At 68.8% G+C, this 20,820-nt stretch carries 18 protein-coding genes; 9 read left to right on the forward strand and 9 right to left on the reverse strand.

Annotated features, from left to right (window positions below):
* Positions 1-45: 45 nt before the first annotated feature.
* Together MARKY_RS03455 and MARKY_RS03460 are read right to left on the reverse strand one after the other, a co-directional pair.
* The gene (locus MARKY_RS03455) at positions 46-1,083 is read right to left on the reverse strand and encodes a diguanylate cyclase (RefSeq protein ID WP_013703480.1); all 1,038 of its coding nucleotides are present in this window, start codon (positions 1,081-1,083) and stop codon (positions 46-48) included.
* A gap of 33 nt (positions 1,084-1,116) precedes the next feature.
* The gene (locus tag MARKY_RS03460; protein WP_013703481.1) at positions 1,117-2,367 is read right to left on the reverse strand and encodes a glycerate kinase type-2 family protein; all 1,251 of its coding nucleotides are present in this window, start codon (positions 2,365-2,367) and stop codon (positions 1,117-1,119) included.
* Between the two features lie 158 nt (positions 2,368-2,525).
* Here MARKY_RS03460 and MARKY_RS03465 point away from each other — a divergent pair, with 158 nt between their 5' ends.
* The 7 genes from MARKY_RS03465 to MARKY_RS03495 are packed head-to-tail and all read left to right on the forward strand — an operon-like array spanning position 2,526 to position 11,056.
* Positions 2,526-3,512, forward strand: coding sequence for a LacI family DNA-binding transcriptional regulator (locus MARKY_RS03465; RefSeq protein WP_013703482.1), 987 nt, complete (start codon positions 2,526-2,528; stop codon positions 3,510-3,512).
* A gap of 20 nt (positions 3,513-3,532) precedes the next feature.
* Positions 3,533-4,864 (forward strand): ABC transporter substrate-binding protein, encoded by a 1,332-nt coding sequence (locus tag MARKY_RS03470; protein ID WP_013703483.1) that lies wholly within the window; start codon positions 3,533-3,535, stop codon positions 4,862-4,864.
* A gap of 54 nt (positions 4,865-4,918) precedes the next feature.
* Complete coding sequence (locus MARKY_RS03475) at positions 4,919-6,178, forward strand: carbohydrate ABC transporter permease (RefSeq protein ID WP_013703484.1); 1,260 nt, start codon at positions 4,919-4,921, stop codon at positions 6,176-6,178.
* Positions 6,175-7,416: a carbohydrate ABC transporter permease gene (locus MARKY_RS03480; protein ID WP_013703485.1), complete on the forward strand. Its 1,242-nt coding sequence runs from the start codon at positions 6,175-6,177 to the stop codon at positions 7,414-7,416. The genes MARKY_RS03475 and MARKY_RS03480 overlap by 4 nt, the downstream gene beginning before the upstream one ends.
* A 22-nt stretch (positions 7,417-7,438) precedes the next feature.
* Positions 7,439-8,689 (forward strand): glycosyltransferase family 4 protein, encoded by a 1,251-nt coding sequence (locus MARKY_RS03485; protein WP_013703486.1) that lies wholly within the window; start codon positions 7,439-7,441, stop codon positions 8,687-8,689.
* Between the two features lie 7 nt (positions 8,690-8,696).
* Positions 8,697-10,442 carry a sugar phosphorylase gene (locus MARKY_RS03490; RefSeq protein WP_013703487.1) on the forward strand — a complete coding sequence of 582 codons (1,746 nt, stop codon included), beginning with the start codon at positions 8,697-8,699 and terminating at the stop codon, positions 10,440-10,442.
* A 2-nt stretch (positions 10,443-10,444) separates the two neighbouring features.
* Positions 10,445-11,056: a DUF1684 domain-containing protein gene (locus MARKY_RS03495; protein WP_013703488.1), complete on the forward strand. Its 612-nt coding sequence runs from the start codon at positions 10,445-10,447 to the stop codon at positions 11,054-11,056.
* Here the strand turns inward: MARKY_RS03495 and MARKY_RS03500 are convergent.
* Together MARKY_RS03500 and MARKY_RS03505 are read right to left on the reverse strand one after the other, a co-directional pair.
* Positions 11,046-12,395: a dihydrolipoyl dehydrogenase family protein gene (locus MARKY_RS03500; protein WP_013703489.1), complete on the reverse strand. Its 1,350-nt coding sequence runs from the start codon at positions 12,393-12,395 to the stop codon at positions 11,046-11,048. The two genes, MARKY_RS03495 and MARKY_RS03500, sit on opposite strands and share 11 nt — an antisense overlap.
* A 53-nt stretch (positions 12,396-12,448) precedes the next feature.
* Positions 12,449-13,150 carry an SDR family oxidoreductase gene (locus MARKY_RS03505; RefSeq protein ID WP_013703490.1) on the reverse strand — a complete coding sequence of 234 codons (702 nt, stop codon included), beginning with the start codon at positions 13,148-13,150 and terminating at the stop codon, positions 12,449-12,451.
* Positions 13,151-13,356: 206 nt separating this feature from the next.
* Between MARKY_RS03505 and MARKY_RS03510 the strand changes: the two genes are divergently transcribed.
* Both MARKY_RS03510 and MARKY_RS03515 read left to right on the forward strand, forming a co-directional pair.
* Positions 13,357-15,426 (forward strand): Ig-like domain-containing protein, encoded by a 2,070-nt coding sequence (locus MARKY_RS03510; protein ID WP_041657802.1) that lies wholly within the window; start codon positions 13,357-13,359, stop codon positions 15,424-15,426.
* A 101-nt stretch (positions 15,427-15,527) separates the two neighbouring features.
* Positions 15,528-16,976 (forward strand): M1 family aminopeptidase, encoded by a 1,449-nt coding sequence (locus tag MARKY_RS03515; RefSeq protein WP_169311728.1) that lies wholly within the window; start codon positions 15,528-15,530, stop codon positions 16,974-16,976.
* A gap of 47 nt (positions 16,977-17,023) precedes the next feature.
* Here MARKY_RS03515 and MARKY_RS03520 read toward each other — a convergent pair whose 3' ends face one another.
* From MARKY_RS03520 to lipB, 5 genes are read right to left on the reverse strand one after another with little or no spacing between them, the layout of a single operon-like run.
* Positions 17,024-17,893, reverse strand: coding sequence for an NAD(P)-dependent oxidoreductase (locus MARKY_RS03520; RefSeq protein WP_013703493.1), 870 nt, complete (start codon positions 17,891-17,893; stop codon positions 17,024-17,026).
* Positions 17,890-18,756 carry an NAD(P)-dependent oxidoreductase gene (locus MARKY_RS03525; protein WP_013703494.1) on the reverse strand — a complete coding sequence of 289 codons (867 nt, stop codon included), beginning with the start codon at positions 18,754-18,756 and terminating at the stop codon, positions 17,890-17,892. Before MARKY_RS03525 ends, MARKY_RS03520 begins: the two co-directional genes overlap by 4 nt.
* A 49-nt stretch (positions 18,757-18,805) precedes the next feature.
* A complete protein-coding gene (locus tag MARKY_RS03530) occupies positions 18,806-19,162 on the reverse strand; it encodes a DUF3054 domain-containing protein (protein ID WP_013703495.1) in 357 nt (118 codons plus the stop codon).
* Complete coding sequence (gene lipA / locus MARKY_RS03535; RefSeq protein ID WP_041657804.1) at positions 19,155-20,156, reverse strand: lipoyl synthase; 1,002 nt, start codon at positions 20,154-20,156, stop codon at positions 19,155-19,157. Before lipA ends, MARKY_RS03530 begins: the two co-directional genes overlap by 8 nt.
* A complete protein-coding gene (gene lipB / locus MARKY_RS03540; protein ID WP_013703497.1) occupies positions 20,153-20,812 on the reverse strand; it encodes a lipoyl(octanoyl) transferase LipB in 660 nt (219 codons plus the stop codon). The genes lipA and lipB overlap by 4 nt, the downstream gene beginning before the upstream one ends.
* Positions 20,813-20,820: the final 8 nt, after the last annotated feature.

Below are 20,820 nucleotides of genomic sequence, written 5' to 3' on the forward strand. Positions count from 1 at the left end.
CAGCTCGGAGGGTAACGCCTCGAGCTGAAGGCCAGCTGAAGCGCGCTACGCGGAGTGAGCGTTTTGCCAGAGGCTGGGGAGGGAGGTGCCGTCTTGCGGGAAGACCGCGTAGCGCGGCGGGGCCGCGAGGGGCAGGGTGGGTCCGAGGGCGTTTTGGAGGGTTTGCGCGACGACGCGCGCACCGTGCGCATCGGCCTTCCAGAGGAGGATGAGGAAGCCTTCGGCCGTGGCGGCGACCCGGTCCTTGGGGCGGAGCTCTTTCCTGGCGAGCTGAACCTCGAGGGGCTGCGGGGCGCGCTGGGTGGGGAGGTAAAGGAGCGCGAGAGGAGCGTGTTCGGTCTCGGCGGCACGCTGCAGCTCGAGCCAGTCGGGTTGGAGGGCGTGGAGGACCTCGTGGATGCTGGGGGGCAGGACGAGCTGCACGGTGGGGGTGGGGTGCTTCCGGGCGGCGTTCAGGGCGGTTTCCGCCTGAGTCCAGAGCGCGTCCAGGCTGTGGCCGTGGTCGGGGTAGACCGCGATGCCGGCCCAGGCGGGTATCCCAAGGTGCTCCGCGATCAGGTGTCGGAGCTTTTCGGCGACGACCGCGGAGCCGTAGGTGTCCGCTTTCCACAGGAGGACGGCGAACCCGGCCTGGAGGGGGAGGAGGAGGTCGCGACGACGGAGGTGGCGGCGCAGCAGCCTCTCCTCCCGGGCGCGCAAGGACCGGGGGGTGTGGAAGATCGCGAGGGCGATCGGGAAGCCTTTAAGCTCAGCTTCCTGTACCAGACGCGTCCAGCAGCGCTCCAGGGAGGTCTCCGCCTGGAGGGGTAGGGCGAGGCTCAAGGCCCCCAGCGTGCATGCGAGGAGGCCGATTCCGGCCAGGACGGGTGGGGGGGGCGGTGTGAGGTACAGTACGAGGAGGGCAAGGCCACCGAGGAGGGCGACGGTTCCCCAAGCCCGGGGATACGGGCGGTAGACAGCCCAGAGCAACGCGCCCCCCAGCCCCAAAAGCCCGGTTGCGATCCACGGTTCACGGGATAAAGCCAGAAAGCCGATCAGGTAACCGCTCAAGATAAGGCCGACGAGCAGACGCCGTGGTTTCATAGGCTCCTTCCCTCAAACGCTCCGGCAGTACCTTCAGACTACCACCAGTGCGCGGTAGTCGTTCAGGTTGTTCTGCGTGGGACCGGTGACCACCAGGTCCCCTAGCGCGGCAAAGAACCCGTGGGCGTCGTTACGCTCGAGGTGATCCCGTACCGAAAGCCCTGCGGCGCGAGCCCGGGCGAGGGTATGGGGGGTGAGGAGGGCCCCTGCGGCCTCGGTGTTCCCGTCCAGGCCGTCGGTGTCCGCCGCGATCCCCCACACCCCCGCCTCGTCCAGGAAATGGGCCAGCCACAACAGGAATTCCTGGTTGCGGCCGCCCCGGCCGCTCCCGCGCACCGTGACGGAGGCCTCCCCGCCCGAGAGCAGGACAACGGGCGGGGGGACGGGGGTGTGGTGGGCGCGAATGGACTGGACGAGCGCGGCGTGGAACCGGGCGAGCTCCCGCGCCTCCCCCTGGAAGCGGTCGGAGAGGATCAGGGTGCGGTACCCCACACCTTCCCAGTAGGTCCGGGCTGCCTCGAGGAAGTCTTGATTGGTGCCGATGAGCCGGTTTTCGACCCGTTCGAAGAGCGGATCCCCGGGCTTGGGGGTCTCCTCGAGCGCTCCCCGCGCCCCGCGCTCGAGGTGCCGGCGCGCGCTGGGGAAGTCGAGCCCGTAACGGTCGAGGACCGCGAGGGCTTCTTGGAAGGTGCTGGGGTCGGGGACGGTGGGGCCCGAGGCGATCACGCTGGGGTCGTCCCCGGGCACATCGGAGAGGAGCAGGGCGGTGACGTGGGCCGGGGTAGCCTGGGCCAAGCGGCCGCCTTTGATGCGGGAGAGGTGCTTGCGTACCGCGTTGATCTCTTGGATGGTGGCGCCCGAGGCGAGGAGGGCCTGGGTCAGGGCTTGTTTTTCCTCGAGGCTAACGCCCCAAGGTGCGGCGAGGAGGGCGCTGCCCCCGCCGGAGACGAGGAGAATGAGGTGATCGCTAGGGGAGAGGCGTCCGGCGAGCTCGAGGGCTTTGTTGGCGGCGTTGAGGCTGCGCGCGTCGGGGGTGGGGTGCCCCGCTTCGTAGAGGGGAAGGTAGCGCGTGGGGCCACCGTGCCCGTCGCGGGTCACGCCGAAACCGGTAAGGGTGGGGCCGTAGTGATCTTCCGCCGCGGCGAGCATAGGGAGCGCAGCCTTCCCGACCGCAAGGAGAGCGGTGCGGCCGTGGGCGGACGGGGGAAGGTGGGCCTGGGTGAGGCGGTAGGGGTGGGTGGCCTCGAGAGCGGTGTGGAGGGACTGCGTGAGGTGTTGGCGCATTCGGTCACCTCCTGGGGGTTGGGGTGGGGTCGGTTGACAGGGGCCTGGTACATTGGGTACCTTACAGATAAGTGTAATCGCTGACAGGTTCGGTTGGAAGAGGGCTGGAGCGGCGTTTTTCGTGTAAGCGCTTTCACGGCCTTCGGGACGGAGCCCGCATGGACAAGCGCAACGTCACGATCTACGAGGTGGCCCAGGAGGCCGGGGTCTCGGTCGCGACCGTTTCCCGCGTCCTCAACAGCGGCCGGGTCGCCCCCGAGACCCGCCGGCGCGTCCTCGAGGCGATGGACCGGCTCGGGTACCTTCCGAACACCCTAGCCCGCAGCCTGGCCACCGGCACGAGCCGCGCGGTGGGGGTCATCATTCCCGACGCGGCCGGCCCCTTGTATGGGCGCATGCTGCGCGGCGTGGGGGATGCCCTGGAGGCCGCGGGGTACACCTACATCACCGGGACCAGCGCCCGCGATCCCGACCGGGAAGCGCGCATGCTCCGCGACCTCGGTGCCCGCAAGGTGGACGCGGTAGTCCTGATCGGCTCGAGCCTCGACGGCTCTGCCTTACGGGCGCTTGGGGCGGCCTTACCTCCGGTGGTCCTGGTCGAGCGGGAGGGGGGAGGCGCGGGAGCTCCTGCCGTCACCGTGGATAACGAAGGCGCGGCGTACGCCGCCACCCGGTATCTGATCGCACGGGGACACACCCGGATTGCTCACGTGCGGGGGCCGCGCCGCGCGGGGCAGGAACGGTACGCCGGGTACCGGCGCGCCCTGCGCGAGGCGGGACTCGCCGAAGGCCCCGTGGTTTCGGGAGACTTCAGCGAGCTCGGGGGGTACCGGGCGATGCGGGCGCTTTTGGAACGGCCAGGATTCACCGCGGTCTTCCTCGCGAACGACCGCATGGCGCTTGGGGCCTACAAGGCCCTTCGAGAGGCTGGGGTGCGGGTGCCGGAAGAGGTCAGCGTCGTGGGGTTTGACGATCTGGTCTTTGCCGCCTACTTGGACCCGCCCCTCACAACCCTCCGGCAGCCTGCCTACGAGCTGGGGCGCGCGGCAGCGAAGGCGGTACTGGCCTGTCTGGACGGTGCGGTCCCCGCGAACGTGGTGCTGTCGTGCGAGCTTGTGCCTCGCGCGTCAGTAATGGAGCGGTAAGGAGTTAGGGAGGTGTTGTGATGAGGAAAGGCTTCTGGGCGCTGTTGTGGCTGTTGGGAGGACTGGCGCTAGCCCAGCAGGAGATCGTGTTCTGGACCACCGAGGTCCAGCCTGAGCGCATGGCCAAGCAGGAGGAGATTGTTGCGAACTTCGAGGCCGAGACCGGCATCAAGGTCCGGTTGGTCCCGGTCGAGGAGAGCGACCTTGGTCCCCGCGTGACCGCGGCCTTCTCCGCGGGGGACCTGCCCGACGTGATCCTCACCCCCCTTAGCCAGGTGATCGGCTGGGCGGACGCCGGGATCCTCGATACCGAGGCGGCGACCGAGGTCATCGAGCGGCTGGGGCGTGAGACCTTCGCACCCGGTGCGCTCGAGCTCGCCGCCTTCCGCGGCAACACCGCGGCGGTGCCGATCAGCGGGTGGACGCAGCTGTTGCTTTACCGCAAGGACCTCTTCGAGCAGCACGGCCTTGAGCCGCCCACCACCTTCGACCGCATCCTGAAGGCGATCGAGGTCCTGCACAACCCGCCGGAGATGTTCGGTTTCGTAGCGGCCACGGACGTCTCCAACGACTATATGATGCAGGTCCTCGAGCACTTCTTCCTCGCGAACGGGGTGGAATTGGTGGACGAAGAGGGCAACATCACCCTCGACAACGAGAAGACGCGCGAGGTGCTCGAGTTCTACAAGAAGCTCGTGGAGGCCAGCCCGGAGGGGAACCTCTACTGGCAGCAGTCGCGCGAGCTGTACCTGGCGGGCCGGGCCGCGATGATCGTTTGGTCGCCATTTATTCTGGACGAGCTCGCGGGGCTGCGGGATGCCGTGCCGGTGACCGCGTTTGACGACCCCACGAGCCCCGAGCTCGCCAAACGCACCGGCGTGATCGGTAAGATCGCCGGGCCTTCGAACCCCGAGGGGGCCGGTTGGGCGAGCGTCACCTACCTCAGCATCACCGTGGATGCCGACACGGAAGCCGCGCAGCGGTGGGTCGAGTACCTCCTGAGCGAGGGATACCTCGACTGGCTCTCCTTCGCGCCTGAGGGCTTCTTCCCGGTGCGGCGCGGCACGCCGGACGACCCCACCCGCTTCGTGGAGGCCTGGGCCGACCTCCCGGTTGGTGTGGACCGCAAAGCTCCCCTCTCCCAGTTCTACCCGCCCGAGGTGATCCAAACCATCGTCGAGGGGCTGGACCAAGGCAAGCGCTGGGCCTTCTCGAAGGGGCGCGGCGAGCTGATCGGCAAACTCTACGGTACCCGCGTGATGGCCGAGCTGGTGCGGCGCTACGTGGACGGCGAGCTCTCCTTGGATGAAACGGTCCAGCAGCTCCAGCAGCGGATCAGCTTCCTGAAGTAACCGGCCGGGCCCGCGCCTACGGGGCGCGGGCCCTAATCCACGAAGCGAGGGGTTATGCGAGGGAACAGCCTTTCGGCCCGCGAAGCGCGCCTCGCCTTTTGGATGCTGGCGCCCACCTTCCTCATCGTTTTCGCGATCGTGATCTTCCCGGTGCTGGCGAACCTGTGGATCGCCTTCAAGCCCGTCACGCTCGGGGACCTACGCCCCCCCACCCCTGTGGTGCGCGAACGCATCCGCGCAAGCCCCGAAGCGCCCGGCGACGTCCTCCGAGTCCGTTACCAGATGCGAAACTCCAGCCAGCGCATCCCCATCGAGAATGTCGTCCTCGAGGACGTCCTGCCCGAGGGCCTCGAGCCCCTTCGGCTCGACGAGCGCTGCCGGGTGGAAGGCCGGACCTTGCGTTGCTTCCTCGGAACGTGGTCGCCGGGGCACCGGGAGAACCTGGAGCTCGAGTTCACCGCGACCGAGGTGTACTTCGCGCAAGGCGCGCCGCGCCCGACGGAGAGCCGGCCGGCGATCCAAGGACGCGCCCCGAACATCCTCACGAACCTCGAGTTCACCCTGGAGAACTTCCGCCGCGTGCTCAGCGGCCCGGAGTTCTGGCCTGCGTTCTGGACCACGATCGTGTACACGCTTTTTGGTACGGTCGGCTCGATCCTGTTGGGGCTGTTCGCTGCGCAGTTGCTCAACACCCGTTTCATGGGCAAGGGGATGCTGCGGGGGCTGTTCTTGTTCCCTTACGTTGCGCCGATCATCGCCGTGGCCTTCACCTGGGCGTTTCTGCTCGACCCTTTGTCCGGGACGGTGAACGCGCTCGGTGTCCGCTTCGGGCTTTTGGAGGCCCCGATCAACTTCCTGGGGCAGCGCAGCATTGAGCTGAGCGTGCTGGGCGTTACGTTCACCCTGCCGCTTGCGCTTTCGATGGTGATTTTGTTCGAGGCGTGGCGGTACTTTCCCTTCGCCTTCCTCTTCATCCTGGCTCGGCTGCAGGCGATCCCCCAGGACATGTACGAGGCGGCGGACGTGGACGGCGCGAGCCCCTTCCAGAAGTTCTGGTACATCACGCTGCCTCAGCTCGTGGGGATCCTCTCCACCCTCTTCCTCCTTAGGTTCATCTGGACCTTTAACAAGTTCGATGACATCTTCCTCTTGACCGGAGGGGCTGCGGGAACCAAGACGCTCACGATCCGGGTATACGACGAAGCCTTCGCCCGCGCGGATATCGGGGCGGGCGCGGCCGTGGCTGTGGTGCTCTTTCTGATCCTGGCAGGGTTTATGGTGGTGTACTTCCGTTACGCTCCGGAGGGGGAATGATGCAGCGCGGAGTTTCGATCTTCGGTTGGGTTGCGGGCGGCGTGGTCGGCGCGCTTTCCGGCGGAATGGTGGTGGCCCTGTGGGCGTTGTCCGCTACGATCCTTTCCGGGCACCCAACCGTGATCCCCCTAGGAGCGGCCTTGTGGAGCGGCGCGATCGTAGGGCTGGTGGTGGGGGCGTTCCGGCGTGGGAGGACCACCCCCGCTGCCGTAGCGCTCGGGGTGGGAGGATTGATGGGCTTCGCCTGGTGGGCCTTAAACAGCGGGCGGCCAATCGGGCTGGAGCGGCCGGACCTCTTCTGGGGGTTTTTCGGAAGCCTCGCGAGCTTCGCTCTGGTGGGGCACCTCACGCGCTACGCCCTGCGCGACCTGGACCTCAGCCAGCCCCGGCGCGATACCGTAGAGCACCTCCTCCTCCGACTGCTGCGCGCGGTGGGGTTCGTCTTCTTCGGCACGACGGTGACCTTCCCCTTCTACTTCATGCTGGCCTCGAGCCTCAAGTCGCGCGCGGAGATGCTCTTGGACCCCACCAACCTCAGCATCCAGTTCTCCAAGGGCCTACCCGAACTCCTCGAGGGGTACGTGGAGGTCCTCTACACCTTTAACTTCTGGCGGTACATCCTGAACTCCACCTTCGTCGCGAGCGTCACGGTAGTGGTGACGCTTGTGCTGGGGGTGCTCGGGGCGTACGCCGTGACGCGCCTGCGCTTCCCGGGCAAGGAGCTCATGTCCCGCTCCATCCTCCTGATCTACATGTTCCCCGCGATCGTGCTCGTGGTGCCGTTGTACGCGGTGTTCACCCAGCTCGGCCTGCGGGACACGCTGCCTGGGCTGCTCATCGTCTACCCCGCGACCACGCTGCCGGTCGCTCTGTACATGCTCCGGAGCTACTTCCAGACCCTGCCCGCCGAGCTCGAGGAGGCCGGGTTGATCGACGGGTGCAGCCGCATCGAGGTGATCTGGCGAATCACGCTACCCCTTTCGGTCCCGGCGCTGGCCAGCGTGGGACTGTACGTCTTCATGATCGCCTGGAACGAGTTCCTCTTCGCCTTCATGTTCCTGGACACCCCCGAGCTCTTCACCCTCTCGCGCGGCATGGTGGCCCTCAACACGCAGGAGGTGCCGCGACAGTTCCTAATGGCCGGCGCGGTCATCGTCACGGTACCCGTCATGGTCCTCTTCTTCTGGTTCGAGCGGTACCTGATCGGCGGGCTGACGGCCGGTGGGGTGAAGGGATGATCCCAAGCCCCAAGGAGGCGCGATGCGCATAGTATTCCTAGCGACCCGACTGGCCGGGACCGACGGCGTGAGCCTCGAGGCCGCGAAGATGCGCGCAGTCCTCGAGGCGCACGGGCACGAGGTCCACTACGTCGCGGGTGAGCTCGAGCCGGGCGAGGGGCGGGGCCACCGGATTCCCGAGATGCACTTCGCGGACCCCGTGGCCCAGGCGTTGGGCCAACGCGCGTTTTCGGGGAGCGGGCACGATCCCGAGCTGGACCGCGCGATCCGCGAGCGGGCGGCGGTGATCCTGGAGCGCCTTAGGCGGGTGGTGGCCGAGGTAGATCCCGCGCTTTTCGTGGTGCAGAACGCCTGGGCGATCCCCATGCACCTGCCCCTCGCGCTCGCTTTGGCCTGGTTGGTGCAGGAGACCGGCCTGCCGGTCCTGGCGCACAACCACGATTACTGGTGGGAGCGCGAGCGCTTCCGCACGAGCCGCGTGGCCTGGCTGCTGGAACGGTACTTCCCCTACCACCACCCGGGGGTGGTGCACCTCTCGATCAACACCGCCGCGCAGCGGGAGCTCAAGCGCCGGCGGGGGCTGGACTCCTGGCTGCTCCCCAACGTCATGGATTACCGCACGCCGCCTCCGGGCCTCGACGAGTACAACCAGGACTTCCGCGCCGCGATCGGCGTGGAGGAGGACCAGCCCCTTTTCCTCCAGCCCACCCGCGTCATTCCCCGCAAGGGCATCGAGCTCGCCGTGGACCTGGCCGCGGCCCTGGCGGACCTCGAGCCGGTCCTGGTGGTGACGCACGCGGCGGGGGACGAGGGGCTGGCGTACCTGCAGCGGCTCGAGGCCTACGCGCGTGACCGGGGGGTGGACCTGCGGTACGTGGCGGACCGGGTGAGCGACGAGCGGCGCGTGGAGGGCGGGCGGAAGGTCTACGCGCTTTGGGACGCCTACCCGCACGCGGATTTCGTGACCTACCCGAGCCTCTACGAAGGGTTCGGCAACGCCCTTTTGGAGACGATCTGGTTCAAGAAACCCGCCCTGGTGAACCGGTACCCCGTCTACGCTGAGGACATCGCGCCGAAAGGCTTTCGTTTCGTGGAGATCGAGGGCACGGTGACGCCCGAGGCCGTGCAGGCGGTGCGCGGCCTGCTCGCCGACCCGGAGGCCGTGAGCGAGATGGTGGAGCACAACTACCGCCTGGCCGAGACGCACTACGGGTACGCCACGCTCGAGCGCGTGCTGCGCGCGGCCCTCGCCGAGGCGGGCCTTTCCCTTTAGGGGACGTATGGCCTGGGACCTATCCACCCTGCAAGAACGGATGCGCGCGCGGCTGGCCTTCCTGTACGGCGCCCGGGAGGCCGGGGCGGCCTGGGAGGCGATCGCGAAGCGGGTCGCGGCGTTTCGCGATCGGCACCCGGAGTGGCTCGAGCAAGCCCCTGGCCTGTACGCTGACCACACCGACGTCCTCCTCATCACCTACGGCGACCAAATCCGGACGCCGGGAGAGGCCCCGTTGCGGACGCTGAAGGCCTTCATGGACGCGCACTTAAAGGACCGGGTCTCTGGGCTGCACCTGTTGCCGCACTACCCGTACTCCTCCGACGACGGGTTCAGCGTGATCGATTACCGGCGCGTGAACCCCGAGCTGGGGACCTGGGCGGACGTGGAGGCCCTCGCCCGCGCGTACCGCTTGATGCTGGACGCGGTGATCAACCACATCTCCGCGCAAAGCCCGTGGTTCCAAGCCTACCGGCGCGGGGAGGCCCCGTACGTGCACTACTTCATCGAGCTGGATCCGGGCACGGACACCTCCACGGTCTACCGGCCGCGGGAACACCCCCTCCTCACGCCCTTCGAGACCACGCGGGGCACGCGGTACGTCTGGACTACCTTCTCTACCGACCAGGTCGACCTCAACTACAAGAACCCCGCGGTCCTCGTGGAGGTGCTCGACGTGCTGCTCGAGTACGCCGCGCACGGGGCGGACCTCCTGAGGCTCGACGCGGTCGGCCTACTCTGGAAGGAGCTCGGCACCTCCTGCCTGCACCTCCCCCAGACGCACGCGGTGGTCAAGCTGATCCGCGACCTCCTGAACGCCACCGCCCCGCACGTGATGCTCGTCCCAGAGATCAACGGACCCTTCGAGGAAAACCTCCCGTACCTCGGGGACGGGTACGACGAGGCGCAGATGATTTACAACTTCACCCTGCCTCCCCTGGTGCTGCACGCCTTCTACACCGGGGAAGCGACGCGCCTCGCCCGCTGGCTCGAGGGCGTGCAGCTGCCCTCGAACCAGACGGCCTTCTTCAACTTCCTGGCCTCCCATGACGGGATCGGCGTCCGACCGGTCGAGCCGTTGCTGCCCCCCGAGGAGTTCCAGCTCCTCATCGAGCGGACCCTCGAGCACGGCGGCCGGGTCAATTACCGCCGGGGCCCCGACGGGGAGCGGCGGCCCTATGAGCTGTGCATCACGTACTACGACGCCCTCACCGCCCCGGACGAATCGCTGGATACCGGCGTGGCCCGCTTCCGCGCGGCGCACGCGATCCTCCTCGCCCTGGCTGGCGTCCCGGGGGTGTACGTGCACTCGTTGTTCGGCACCCCGAACTGGCACGAGGGGTACGCGCGCACGCGGCAGGGCCGCACCCTAAACCGCCGGAAGTTCACCCGCGCCGAGCTCGAGGCCGCCCTCGCGCGCCCAGAGGGCCGGTTCGCCCGCGTGTTTCACGAGATCACCCGGTTGCTCGAGGCCCGCCGGGCCGAGCCCGCCTTCCACCCCACCGCGCTGCAGCGCGTGCTCCACCTGCACCCGAACGTGCTGGCCCTGGAGCGCACCGCCCGCGCGGGGTACCGGCTCTACGCGTTGGTGAACGTCTCCGCGCACCCCGTCGCCCTCAGCCTCGAGGGGCTGCGTGGGGGGGAGGTGCGGGAGGTGCTTACCGGGACGCGGTACCCGATCCGGGAAGGGCGGCTCGAGGTGCGGCTCGAGCCCTACGGGGTGCGGTGGTTGCGGGAGCTGGGTACGCTATAAGTATGGACGAACTCCAGCTTCTGGACTGGCGGCGGCGGGTGCATGCCCTGTACGCCGAGGTGCGGGCCGTGCGGGACCCGCACGCGGCTTGGGTGCGCTGGCGGGCGGAGCGCGACAGGCTTTTCAAAACGCACCCGCAGTCCCCCCTCACCCCCGAGCAGCGGGCAGCCTTCACGGGGCTCGAGTACTTCCCTTATGACCCCGCGTGGCGCGTGGAGGGGATGGTGGAACCGGACCCGGCTCCGGAAGCCTTCACGCTCGCGCTGCGGGAGGACGGGACCTTCCGGATGCGCCGGTTCGCGCGGGTGCGCTTCCGGTTGGGGGGCGCGAGTTGGACTCTTGCCTTGTTCTGGATCGAGGGGTACGGGGGCGGCCTCTTCCTGCCCTTCCGTGACGCCACGAACGGCGACGAAACCTACGGGGGCGGACGGTACCTGCTCGACACGATCAAGGGGGCCGACCTGGGGGGGGACGAGGGACGGATCGTGCTGGACTTCAATTTCGCCTATAACCCCTCGTGTGCTTACCACCCCCGCTGGCACTGCCCGCTCGCACCGGAGGAGAACCGCTTGGCCCTTCCGGTGCGCGCGGGGGAGCGGGCCTTCACTGGGTGAACTGCCGGGCCAGGACGGGCAGCCCCTCGGCGAGCGTGGGGTGGATGAGCTGGCTTTGCTCCAGCACCCGCCACGGGGCCCCAGCCTCCATCAGCACCATGATGAGCTGCACGAGCTCGCCAGCCTCGTACCCTACGAAGGTCGCGCCCAGGATCCGCTCGGTTTCCTCGTCGATCACCAGGCGGAAGAACCCCTGGGTCTCGTCCAGGTCGATCGCGCGCGCCACGCGCTTCATGGGCAGCGTCGCCGCGCGCGCCTTGTACCCTTGCGCCTGGGCCTGCTCGAGCGTGAGCCCCGCGCGGCCCAGCTGGGGTTCGGTGAAGGCCACGTACCCCAGGACCCGATCGCCCCTCCGTCGCGCCTCGCCCTTCAGTACGGCCATCAAGCGGCGGTAGTCCTCCCAGGAGACGTGCGTGAACGCGGGTTGTCCGGTCACGTCCCCGATCGCGTACACCCCCTCGGCGGTGGTGCGGAACCGATCATCCACCTTGATAAACCCCCGCGCGTCCAGTTCGATCCCTGCCGCTTCGGCGTTTAAGGCTGGGGTGTTGGGGCGGCGGCCGGTAGCCACCAAAAGGGCCTCCCCCTCGAGGGTCTGGCCGTTTGAGAGCGCGACGCTGAACCGCCCGTTCTCGTGCGCGACGCGCTCGGCTCTCGTGCCGAGGTGGATCCGGACTCCGTCGGCCTCCAGAGCGGCGTGCAGCACCTCGCTGACGTCCGGTTCCTCCGTGGGCATGAGCCGTTCGGCCATCTCAATCACGTGCACTTCGCTCCCGAGCTGGGCCAGGCCCTGCCCGAGCTCGAGGCCCACGTACCCACCGCCCAGGACGAGCGTTCGGGCGGGCAGCTCGTTGAGCTCGAAGAAGGTGAGGTTGGTGAGGTAGGGGGTTCCCTCGAGGCCGGGGATAGGGGGGACGGCGGGCGCGGTGCCGGTGTTGATGATCACGAGGGGCGCGGTGACGGTCAGGCCGCCTCCTTCGACGGTGCGTTCACCCGTGAAGCGGGCCTCGGCCCGCACCACGCGCACCCCGGCCTTCTCGAGGCGGCGGCCCACGCCGCTGGACATCTGGTCGCGCACGCGGCGCACCCGCTGCATCACCGCGGGGAAGTCCACCCGGACCTCGGCGTGGACCCCGAGGCGCGCGGCGCGCCGGGCGCGCGCTGCGGCGTGGGCCGAGGCGAGAAGGAGCTTCGAGGGGTGGCACCCGTAGTTCACGCAGCTGCCCCCCAACCGGTCTCGCTCGAAGAGCACCACCCGTTTGCCTTCGCTAGCGAGGTCCGCCGCGAGCGGCACGCCCCCTTGACCGCTTCCGATGATGATAACGTCTACTTGCTCCATGAACCCACTATACCTATGAGAGGATGGGCGGCCGTAGGGTGCGCGACACGAGGCTAGCGAGGCGGGTAGATCGGGATCTCCAAGAGACGGCCCCTGGGGCTTCGGGTCGCGGCGAAGAGGAGGGCTTCGGCGATCGCTTCGGGGGCGATCCAGGTCTGGGGGTCGGTGTGGGGCATCGCCCGCCGGTTCTGCGGGGTGTCCACCGCCCCCATGGGGTAGAGAACGGCGACCCGGATCGCGTTTTCCGTAAGTTCGGCGTCGAGGGAACGCAGCAGGGCCGCGACCGCGCTTTTCGCCGCGGCGTACAGGCCCATCCCGGCCGCGCCGCCGCGCCAGGCGGGGCCCGCCGCAAACCCGGCGATGAACCCCCTCCCGGCGGCTTTCAGTTCGGGGAGCACTGCACGCACCGCGTAAAAGAGCGAGCGCACGTTTGCGTCGAACAACTGGTCGTATGCTTCAGGGGGCGCCTCGTGCAGACGGCCCGTGGCGAACCCCCTCACGGTATGGATGAGCCCGTCCACCCGGCCGAAGGCCGTCTTGGCGGCTTCCACCATGCGGACGGCCTCCGGGTATTGGGTTAGGTCGTGGGTGAGGGGGAGGGCCTCGAGGGCCTGGGCCCGTTCTTGCAACAGGGGTTGGGCCTTGTCTACCAGCACCAGGCGGGCCCCGGCCCGGGCGAGGGCCTCGGCCACTGCGCCGGCTATGGCGCCCGCGCCTCCGGTCAGGATGAACACCTGGTCTTGCAGGCTGGGCATAGCCTCATTATGCTCCGTGGACCGCGTCGCGGAGGATACGGCCAGGGAGGGCGGAGGAGCGTAGGGTGGGGGCACCGTGGGGTTCGTGCCGTGTTCGAGGAACGTTGCACGCGCCGGGACGTTCCCGCTCGGAGAGCGGAGGGGGGTAGCGCATGCTTTTACAAACGTGGCAGTGGATAAAGGACCGGCGCTTATACGGAGTATTGATGGCCTTGGCGGTGGGGGGGTGGGGGGGCGCGCAGCAGGGCGGGGTGCGCTTCGAGGTGACCTCCGTGGTGGAGGCATTGCCGGCGGACGGTGAGAGTACCGCCACCCTCGTAGCCTTCTTAGCGGATGCTGCGGGCCGTCCCTTCGACGGGGAGGTCGTGCGCTTCGCCTTGCAGCGCGGGGTGGGTACCTTGAGCGCCCCGGCTTTAGGGCAGGACGTGGTTGGGGAGGTGCCGGGTGGGGCGGCCGGGCGCGAGCCGCTCGTGGGGGATACTTCGGTAGAGGGGCGCAACCTGGGGAACGGCGTGTACGTGGCCCGTTACCGAGCCGGGGCGGTGCCTGGACGAGTCCGGATCGGTGCGGTGTGGCTCAGCGCGGCCGATGGGCCGCTGCCCCAGGCCTTCACAGAGATCGACCTGGTGGCCGCCCAAAGCCTTTCGCTCCGGGTGGATGACGACGTCCTCCTCGCGGATGGAAAGGACCAAGCCACGATTATCGCGTACGTGCTGAACGCGCTCGACCGGCCGGCGGTAGGGGAGCGGGTCACCTTCCGCGTCATCCGAGGGGCAGGGGAGCTCGAGTTCCTTGGGGAGGAGAACGGGCGCTACGCTGCGGTGTACACTGCAGGCACCACGCCGGGCGAGGCAGTGATCGAGGTGGCGCTTCCCACGATCTCGCGCCCCCTCCGCAAGCGCGTCACGATTACCGCGGTGGAGGCGGCGCGGCTCGAGGCGCGCGCCTTTCCCCAGCGGGTGGCGCGGCGCGTGACGCAGGGCCCGGTGCGTGCGAGAAACACCGCGACCCTTCTTGTGGCCGTGCGGGATGGGGATGGGAACTTGTTGCGGGGCCTCACACCGCGCGACCTGGTGGCGCAGGTGGTGCGGGGGCCGGGCTCGGTCTCCCAAGGGCGTGAGGTGCAGTTCACGAACGGGGAGGGTGCGGGAGTGTACTACTTCACCTTCTTGGCGAGCGCGGTGAACGGTACCGCGACGATCCAGGTCACGAACCTGGCCTCCCCAGGCGCGCCGACGATCGAGGTGCGGGTGCAGACGGTGTCCCAAAGGAGTGCGGGGCTCGCGGAGGGCCTCGAGTTCGAGGTGTACACCGACGACCCCTTTTACGCGGACGGCCAGTCGCAGGCGCTGGTAGTGGCGATGGTGGCGGACCGGCAGGGCGGGATGGTGGAGGGGCTGGATCTGGACTTCGTGATCACGGAAGGGCGGGGGGAGGTTGTGGCGCGCGGGGTGGAGCTGGAGAATCTCGCAGGTGGGGAGGGTACCGGCGTGTACACGACGACTGTGACGGCGGGCCAGGCCGCGACGGGGGCCCGTACCCGCGTGCGGGCCGCCGTCGTAAACCGGAGCGGTGCGCTGATCACGGGGGAGGTGACGCTGCGCAGCGACCCGCTGGGTACGCCGCGGGTGGTGATCTTCCCAGAGCGGATCCCGGCCAACCGGGCCGCGCGCGCGGTGATCGATATCTTTGATTTTGAGGCAGAGTCCCTCGAGGGGCAAGGAGCACGTTACCGGGTGCAGGTCCTTTCAGGGCCGGGGCAGGTCGTTACGGAAGCCCGGAACGATGGGGGTGGGCTGGACCTCGTGGCGGACGACAATGTGCACACGGCGTTGTACGAGGCGACGGCCCGCGCGGTGGATCAGCGTGTGCGCTTGCGGGTAACGGACGTGATCCCCGGGGGGTACCCGAGCGTGCAGGGGACCCTCCGGTTGGGGCAGGCTACCGTCCTCAAAGGGTTCGTCGTGCCGCGCGAGGTAAGCCGGGGTGAGGCGGTGCAGGTGATCGTGCTGGCCCGGGATGAGTTCGGTCTGCCCGCGGTGGGGCACGAGATCCTCCTTACCGTGGTGGATGGGAGCGGTGCGGTAGTGGCCCGAGGGCGGATGCGGGACGACGGGGGGCGGGTTGGAGGGTATGCGGACGCGTACGCCAACGACGGGATGTACGTGGGGGCTTTCCGCGCCAGTGCGATCGCGAGCCGCGAGATTACGTTGCGGATTACGGACACCACGCCCTCTCCGCAGCCGACGCTGAACCTGCGGGTGCGGGTGCGTTAGGCTGGGAGTTCCAATAATTTTCATCTCCATGCATGCTTTAACTGGGGAGGGCGGCCGGAAAGGCCGCGCTCCCCAGAAAATTCTTTTGGGCGTGCATGGAGATGCGCAGGCGAAATGAGAGTGAAGCCTCGATCTGGGGGCGTACGTATATATATGCGGCTTGGGGGTTATGGCGACGCGGCGTTTGGCTCCTAGGGGTTTGGGTCGCGGCGGCCTGGGGCTGGGCTGCCCAGGTCGAACGCTATGATATCGAGGCCTGGATCCAACCCGCCCAACACCGCTTTGAGGTCACGGCCCGGATCACCGTCTCAGGGCGCGGCTCCCTAGAGCTTTGGTTACCCCGCGCGTTCCGGATCCTGGAGGCGCCCGGGGCGCGTATTGAGGAGCGCGCGCAACACCGGATCCGCTACCCGAACCTCGAGCCGGGCCGGGTGCTCGTGATCCGCGCCGCGCTGGAAGGGCCGGTGGCGCTTGAAGGGTACTTCAACCTGGGTGCGCCGAGAGGGTACGCCCTCGACGCCTGGTACCCGGCCGAGCTCGAGTACCGGCCCCGCCCCTACACCCTGACGCTTTACCTGCCCGCCGGGGTGCGGGCTGTAGGGCCGGGTGTGATGGTGGAGGCCCCCGGCCGCGTCACGCTTACCGGGGACGGGTTCGGCACCCCGGCCTTCGTCTACGGGCCGTACCGACGCGTCGCCGCAGGGCGCGTGGAGCTTTGGTACCCCCCCGAGGCCCAGCCCACCGGCGGCCGGCGCGCGGTGCAGGCCTTGGCTACCCAAGTGGCGGGCATCGTGGAGCGCTACGAGGCCCTATTCGGACCGGGGCCGGACGGGCCGGTGCGCCTCGTGGCCCTCGAGCTGCCTGGCCGCATGGAGGGGTATGGCCTGGCCCACACGGTCCTGGTGCCCCCCCACCGCTTCACGAAACTGGCGGAAGGAAGGCTCGAGCCGGGCGCGTACGCCTTCTTGGCCCATGAGCTCGCCCACACCTGGTGGGGTAATCGCGTGATCCCCCAGGAGCCCGGAGCGTGGTTTCTGACCGAGGGTACGGCGAACTACCTCGCCGCCCTCCTCGTGGAGGAGCGCTTCGGCCCCCAGGTGGCCGGCCGCCTCTGGGAGTACTGGGCGGCCCTCGCCGCCAGGCGGGATGGGAGCGAGGCCTGGCGGTACACGCGAGCCGCTTGGATGCACCGCACGCTCGAGGGCCTGCTCGGTCGCGCGGTCTACCTCGAGGCCCTCGCGGAGCTTGCGCGAACCACGCCGTTCCCCAACCTCGAGGGCTTCCGTGTACACCTGGAGCGCAAGACGCGCGTGGGTCTTGCGCCGCTCTTCGCGGAGTGGATGACCGGCCGTTACCCGGAGTACACCCTCACGCGGGAGGCGTCCGGTTGGGTGCTGGAGAACCGCGGGACCGGAGGGGCGACGCCGGTCACGGTGGAGGTGGACGGCAAGCGTTTTCCGGTGGTGCTTGAGCCTTCCGGCCGGCTGGTGCTGGGCCGGGCGCGCCGGGTGCGCCTGGACCCCGAGCGGTACGTGCTGCCGCTGAACTAGGGCAGGGGAGGGGGCGCAACGCCGCGCCCCCTCCATCGGGTTTGGGCTTAGCGGATCTCTGTTTCGGCCCAGCGCTCGATCAGCTTAAGGGCTTCCACGTGGTCCGCGTCCGCGCCGATCTCGCGCTTAGCGGCCTGGTACACCTCGTGCACCAGCCGCAGCACCGGTGCGGGCAGGTCAGCTCCGTCCAGGACCCGCATCGCGATGCCGATGTCCTTGGCGAGGAGGCCTAGCTTGAAGGTAAGGGGCCAGGCCCGCGTCACGACCCGCTCCGGGATGAGGTTCTCCGTGGCGTTTGACCGGCCGGAGGAGGCGTTGATCACCTCGAGGGCCACCTCGGCCCGCACGCCCTGCTTCACCAGCGCGGCGAGCCCTTCCCCGGCCGCCCACAGGTTCACGGCGAGCAGCGCGTTGTTTACAGCCTTCACCGCGTGCCCTGCCCCGACCGGGCCTACGTGCACGATCTTCCCGGCGAAGGCCTCGATCGCCTCCCGGGCGCGCTCGAGGGCGGCCACATCCCCGCCGACCATCACGGTCAAGGTGCCCCGCTCCGCGCCGATGGTGCCCCCCGAGACGGGCGCGTCGAGGAAGGCGACGCCCTGCTCGGCGAGCCGCGCCGCGATGGTTCGGCTCGCCTCAGGCTCGCCCGAGGTGCAGTCCACCCAGACCGTGTCCGCTTTGAGGTGGGGCGCGAGACGGGCCGCGATCTCGCCCACCTCGCGCGAGGTGGGCAGGCAGGTGAAGATCACGCTGGCCGCGGCGACCTCCTCCAGCGCGACCGCCTTGGAGCCGAAGGCCTCGGCGTGCGCCTGGGCCTTTTCCCGGGTGCGGTTCCACACCAGCGTCTCGAAGCGTTGGGCCAGGTGCCCGGCCATGGGGTACCCCATGGCGCCCAGTCCGATAAACCCTACCTTCATGCTTCCTCCCGGTACACGTTCCGCACCGCGATCAGGTCGGCCTCCCCCAAGCCCATCCGCTCCGCGAGCGTGTACAACGCGCGGGCGTTACCCCCCATAAATAGCGGGAACCGCACGCGGCTGGCCTCGGCCTGGATCAGGCGAAGGTCCTTGTTCATGAGCTTCAGAGGCAGCTGGGGGGAGAGGTCCCCCGAACGGAGCTTCTCGCCCTTCCCCCGGTGGAACGGGGCTGCCAAGGAACTCTTCTCAAGCGCCTCGAAGAAGACCTCCTGCCCCAGCCCGAACGCCGCGGCGAGCGCGCTGGCCTCCGCGAGGGCCGCGCCGGTGAGCGCGGTGATCAGGTTCAGGGCGAGCTTGAGCAGCACCCCGCGCCCCAACTCCCCCGCGAACACGATCGTACCGCCCACCCCCTCGAAGTACGGGGAGAGGGGCTCGAGCCCGGTGGGGGTTCCGCCCGCGAGGATCACCAGCGCCCGCCGTTCGGCCTCCGGGTAGCTGCCTTGGAGGGGCGCGTCCACGTACTGCCCTCCGGCCTCGGCCACGAGCGGCGCGGCCTCCTGCGCCCAGGCCAGGGGGTTGGTGCCGTGATCCACCACGAACAGCCCGGGGTGCACCCCGTCGAGCACCCCGTCCTCACGGTAGAACACCTCCCGCGTGGCTTCGGGCGTCGCGAGCACGAGGCCCAGCACGTCCACCTGCCGGGCGAGCGCGGCGGGGGTCTCGGCCCAGCGCGCACCGGCGGCGAGTAGGGGCGCGGCCTTTTCCCGGGTGCGGTTCCAGACCCACACCTCCAAGCCGGCCTCGAGCAGGTTGCGCGCCATAGGGCGCCCCATGATGCCCGTACCTAGGATGCCAACCTTCATAACCCAACCTCCCGCACGCTAGGGTTTGGCCTGAGTATAAACCGGGGGGTCAGGCGCGCACGAGACGGCGGAACGCCAGGGCGCGCCAGGCCACGAGCAGCGCCAGCGTCACCGCGAGCGTGACGGCTAGAAAAATGAAAAACCCCAGGTCGAACGACCGTCCCAGCACCATGAAGCGCAGCCACACCCCGGCGGGCACCGCGAGCGCCCAGTTCAGCAAAAGGTTACGCCACCCCGGCCGGGTGTAGGTGCGGAGGAAGGGAGCCAGGAGAAACCAGGTGAGCCAGATGGGCGCGGCGTTCCGCAGGATCCCCGCGAGGCTCACGGCCTCCCCGTGCGCCATGAGCCCCAAAACGGCGAACGCCCCGATCATCAGGGCGTCTCCCCAGGCAAGGGTCCTACCCATGGCGGGCCTCCGCCTCGAAAAACACCTTCTCGGCCCGGTACGAGCTGCGCACCAGCGGGCCGCTGAAGACCTCGAGGAACCCCTCCTCGTACCCCCACTCGCGGTACTTCTCGAACTCCGCGGGGGTGACGTAGCGCTCCACCGGGAGGTGGTGGCGGGTGGGCCTTAGGTACTGGCCGAGCGTGAGGATGTCCACCCCTACGGCCCTAAGATCCCGCATCGCTTCGCGAATCTCCGCGTCCGTCTCGCCCAGACCCAGCATCAGGCTGGATTTGGTGAGGACGTGCGGGTAGCGGGCGCTGGCGTAGCGCTTCGCGTGCTCGAGGACCGCCAGGCTCTGATCGTAGGTGGCGCGCGGGTCGCGCACCCGCGGGGTGAGGCGGCGCACGGTCTCGATGTTGTGCGCGAACACGTCCACGCCGCTCGCGATCACCGTCTCGACGGCCGCTCGGTCCCCTTGGAAGTCCGGGGTGAGCGTCTCCACCTTCACCTCAGGGGTGCGGGCCTTGAGCTGGCGCACCACCGCGCCGAAGTGCGCCGCGCCCCCGTCGGGCAGGTCGTCCCGGTCCACGCTGGTGAGGACCACGTACCGGATCCCGTACCGCTGGTTGAGGGCCTCGATCGCCTCGGCGACGTGCTCGGGTTCCTTGGGGTCTACCCAACCCTGGGGGTTTCCGGTGTCCACCGCGCAGAACTTGCAGGCGCGGGTGCACACCCCGCCCAGGATCATGATCGTGAGGGTGCCGTGCCCCCAGCACTCCCCGATGTTAGGGCAGCGCGCCGACTGGCACACGGTGTGCAGCCGGAGGCGCTGCACCATCTCCTTTAGGTCCGTGTACGCCGGGCCGGTGGGTAGGGTGGCCCGTAACCAGGAGGGCTTGTTCCGATCCACGGGTTCGGGTCGCGCCTGCGCCACGCCGCCCGGCACTACCTTGATGCGTTTGATCTCGTGGGTTTCGGGGTCCTCGAGCTGGACCACCTTAAGCTCGATCATCTTGTCCATGTGACCTCCGCCTGGGGTTCGATGCCCTCGCGAAACACCTCGCGGAACGCCTCCACGACGCGCGCTTTAACCTCCTGCATGTCGAGCGGCCGTCCGAGCAGCTTCTCAAGGCTGGTCACGCCCTTGTCCGCCAGGCCGCACGGGATGATCACCGAGAAGTCCGCGAGGCGCGTGTTCACGTTGAGCGCGAACCCGTGGAACGAGACGCCTTCCTTCACCGCGACGCCGATCGCGCAGAGCTTCTCGTTGCCCACCCAAACCCCGGCGTACCCCGGCGTGGGGTAGGTCTCGATCCCGTACCCCGCAGCCACCCGCATGATCGCAGCCTCGATCTTGCGGAGCAGGTCCCGCACCCGCCGCCCGACCGGGAAGATCGGGTACCCCACGAGCTGCCCCGGCCCGTGGTAGGTGACGTCCCCGCCGCGCTCCACTCGGAAGAGATCAAACCCGTTTTCGCGGTACCACGCCTCGGGGAATAAGAGGTTTTCCCCCGTAGCTTTACGGCCCAGGGTGATCACGCGCGGGTGCTCGAGCAGGAGAAGGGTGGGCTCGAGCTCGCCCGAGACCACCCTCCGGTGCACCTGCTTTTGGTACTCCCAGGCTTCGGCGTACGGGACGAGGCCCAGGTCCTCGACGCGAAACTCCATGCCTCTAG

The organism is Marinithermus hydrothermalis DSM 14884, from assembly GCF_000195335.1.
GTDB lineage: Bacteria > Deinococcota > Deinococci > Deinococcales > Marinithermaceae > Marinithermus > Marinithermus hydrothermalis.

Coding starts and splice junctions, on each gene's coding strand:
- lipA (WP_041657804.1), bottom strand. CDS start 20,156: ATGATCGAGCTTAAGGTGGTCCAGCTCGAGGACCCCGAAACCCACGAG.
- MARKY_RS03480 (WP_013703485.1), top strand. CDS start 6,175: ATGATGCAGCGCGGAGTTTCGATCTTCGGTTGGGTTGCGGGCGGCGTG.
- MARKY_RS03470 (WP_013703483.1), top strand. CDS start 3,533: ATGAGGAAAGGCTTCTGGGCGCTGTTGTGGCTGTTGGGAGGACTGGCG.
- MARKY_RS03525 (WP_013703494.1), bottom strand. CDS start 18,756: ATGAAGGTTGGCATCCTAGGTACGGGCATCATGGGGCGCCCTATGGCG.
- MARKY_RS03475 (WP_013703484.1), top strand. CDS start 4,919: ATGCGAGGGAACAGCCTTTCGGCCCGCGAAGCGCGCCTCGCCTTTTGG.
- MARKY_RS03490 (WP_013703487.1), top strand. CDS start 8,697: ATGGCCTGGGACCTATCCACCCTGCAAGAACGGATGCGCGCGCGGCTG.
- MARKY_RS03515 (WP_169311728.1), top strand. CDS start 15,528: ATGCGCAGGCGAAATGAGAGTGAAGCCTCGATCTGGGGGCGTACGTAT.
- MARKY_RS03520 (WP_013703493.1), bottom strand. CDS start 17,893: ATGAAGGTAGGGTTTATCGGACTGGGCGCCATGGGGTACCCCATGGCC.
- MARKY_RS03495 (WP_013703488.1), top strand. CDS start 10,445: ATGGACGAACTCCAGCTTCTGGACTGGCGGCGGCGGGTGCATGCCCTG.
- MARKY_RS03505 (WP_013703490.1), bottom strand. CDS start 13,150: ATGCCCAGCCTGCAAGACCAGGTGTTCATCCTGACCGGAGGCGCGGGC.
- MARKY_RS03500 (WP_013703489.1), bottom strand. CDS start 12,395: ATGGAGCAAGTAGACGTTATCATCATCGGAAGCGGTCAAGGGGGCGTG.
- MARKY_RS03510 (WP_041657802.1), top strand. CDS start 13,357: ATGGCCTTGGCGGTGGGGGGGTGGGGGGGCGCGCAGCAGGGCGGGGTG.
- lipB (WP_013703497.1), bottom strand. CDS start 20,812: ATGGAGTTTCGCGTCGAGGACCTGGGCCTCGTCCCGTACGCCGAAGCC.
- MARKY_RS03530 (WP_013703495.1), bottom strand. CDS start 19,162: ATGGGTAGGACCCTTGCCTGGGGAGACGCCCTGATGATCGGGGCGTTC.
- MARKY_RS03465 (WP_013703482.1), top strand. CDS start 2,526: ATGGACAAGCGCAACGTCACGATCTACGAGGTGGCCCAGGAGGCCGGG.
- MARKY_RS03485 (WP_013703486.1), top strand. CDS start 7,439: ATGCGCATAGTATTCCTAGCGACCCGACTGGCCGGGACCGACGGCGTG.
- MARKY_RS03460 (WP_013703481.1), bottom strand. CDS start 2,367: ATGCGCCAACACCTCACGCAGTCCCTCCACACCGCTCTCGAGGCCACC.
- MARKY_RS03455 (WP_013703480.1), bottom strand. CDS start 1,083: ATGAAACCACGGCGTCTGCTCGTCGGCCTTATCTTGAGCGGTTACCTG.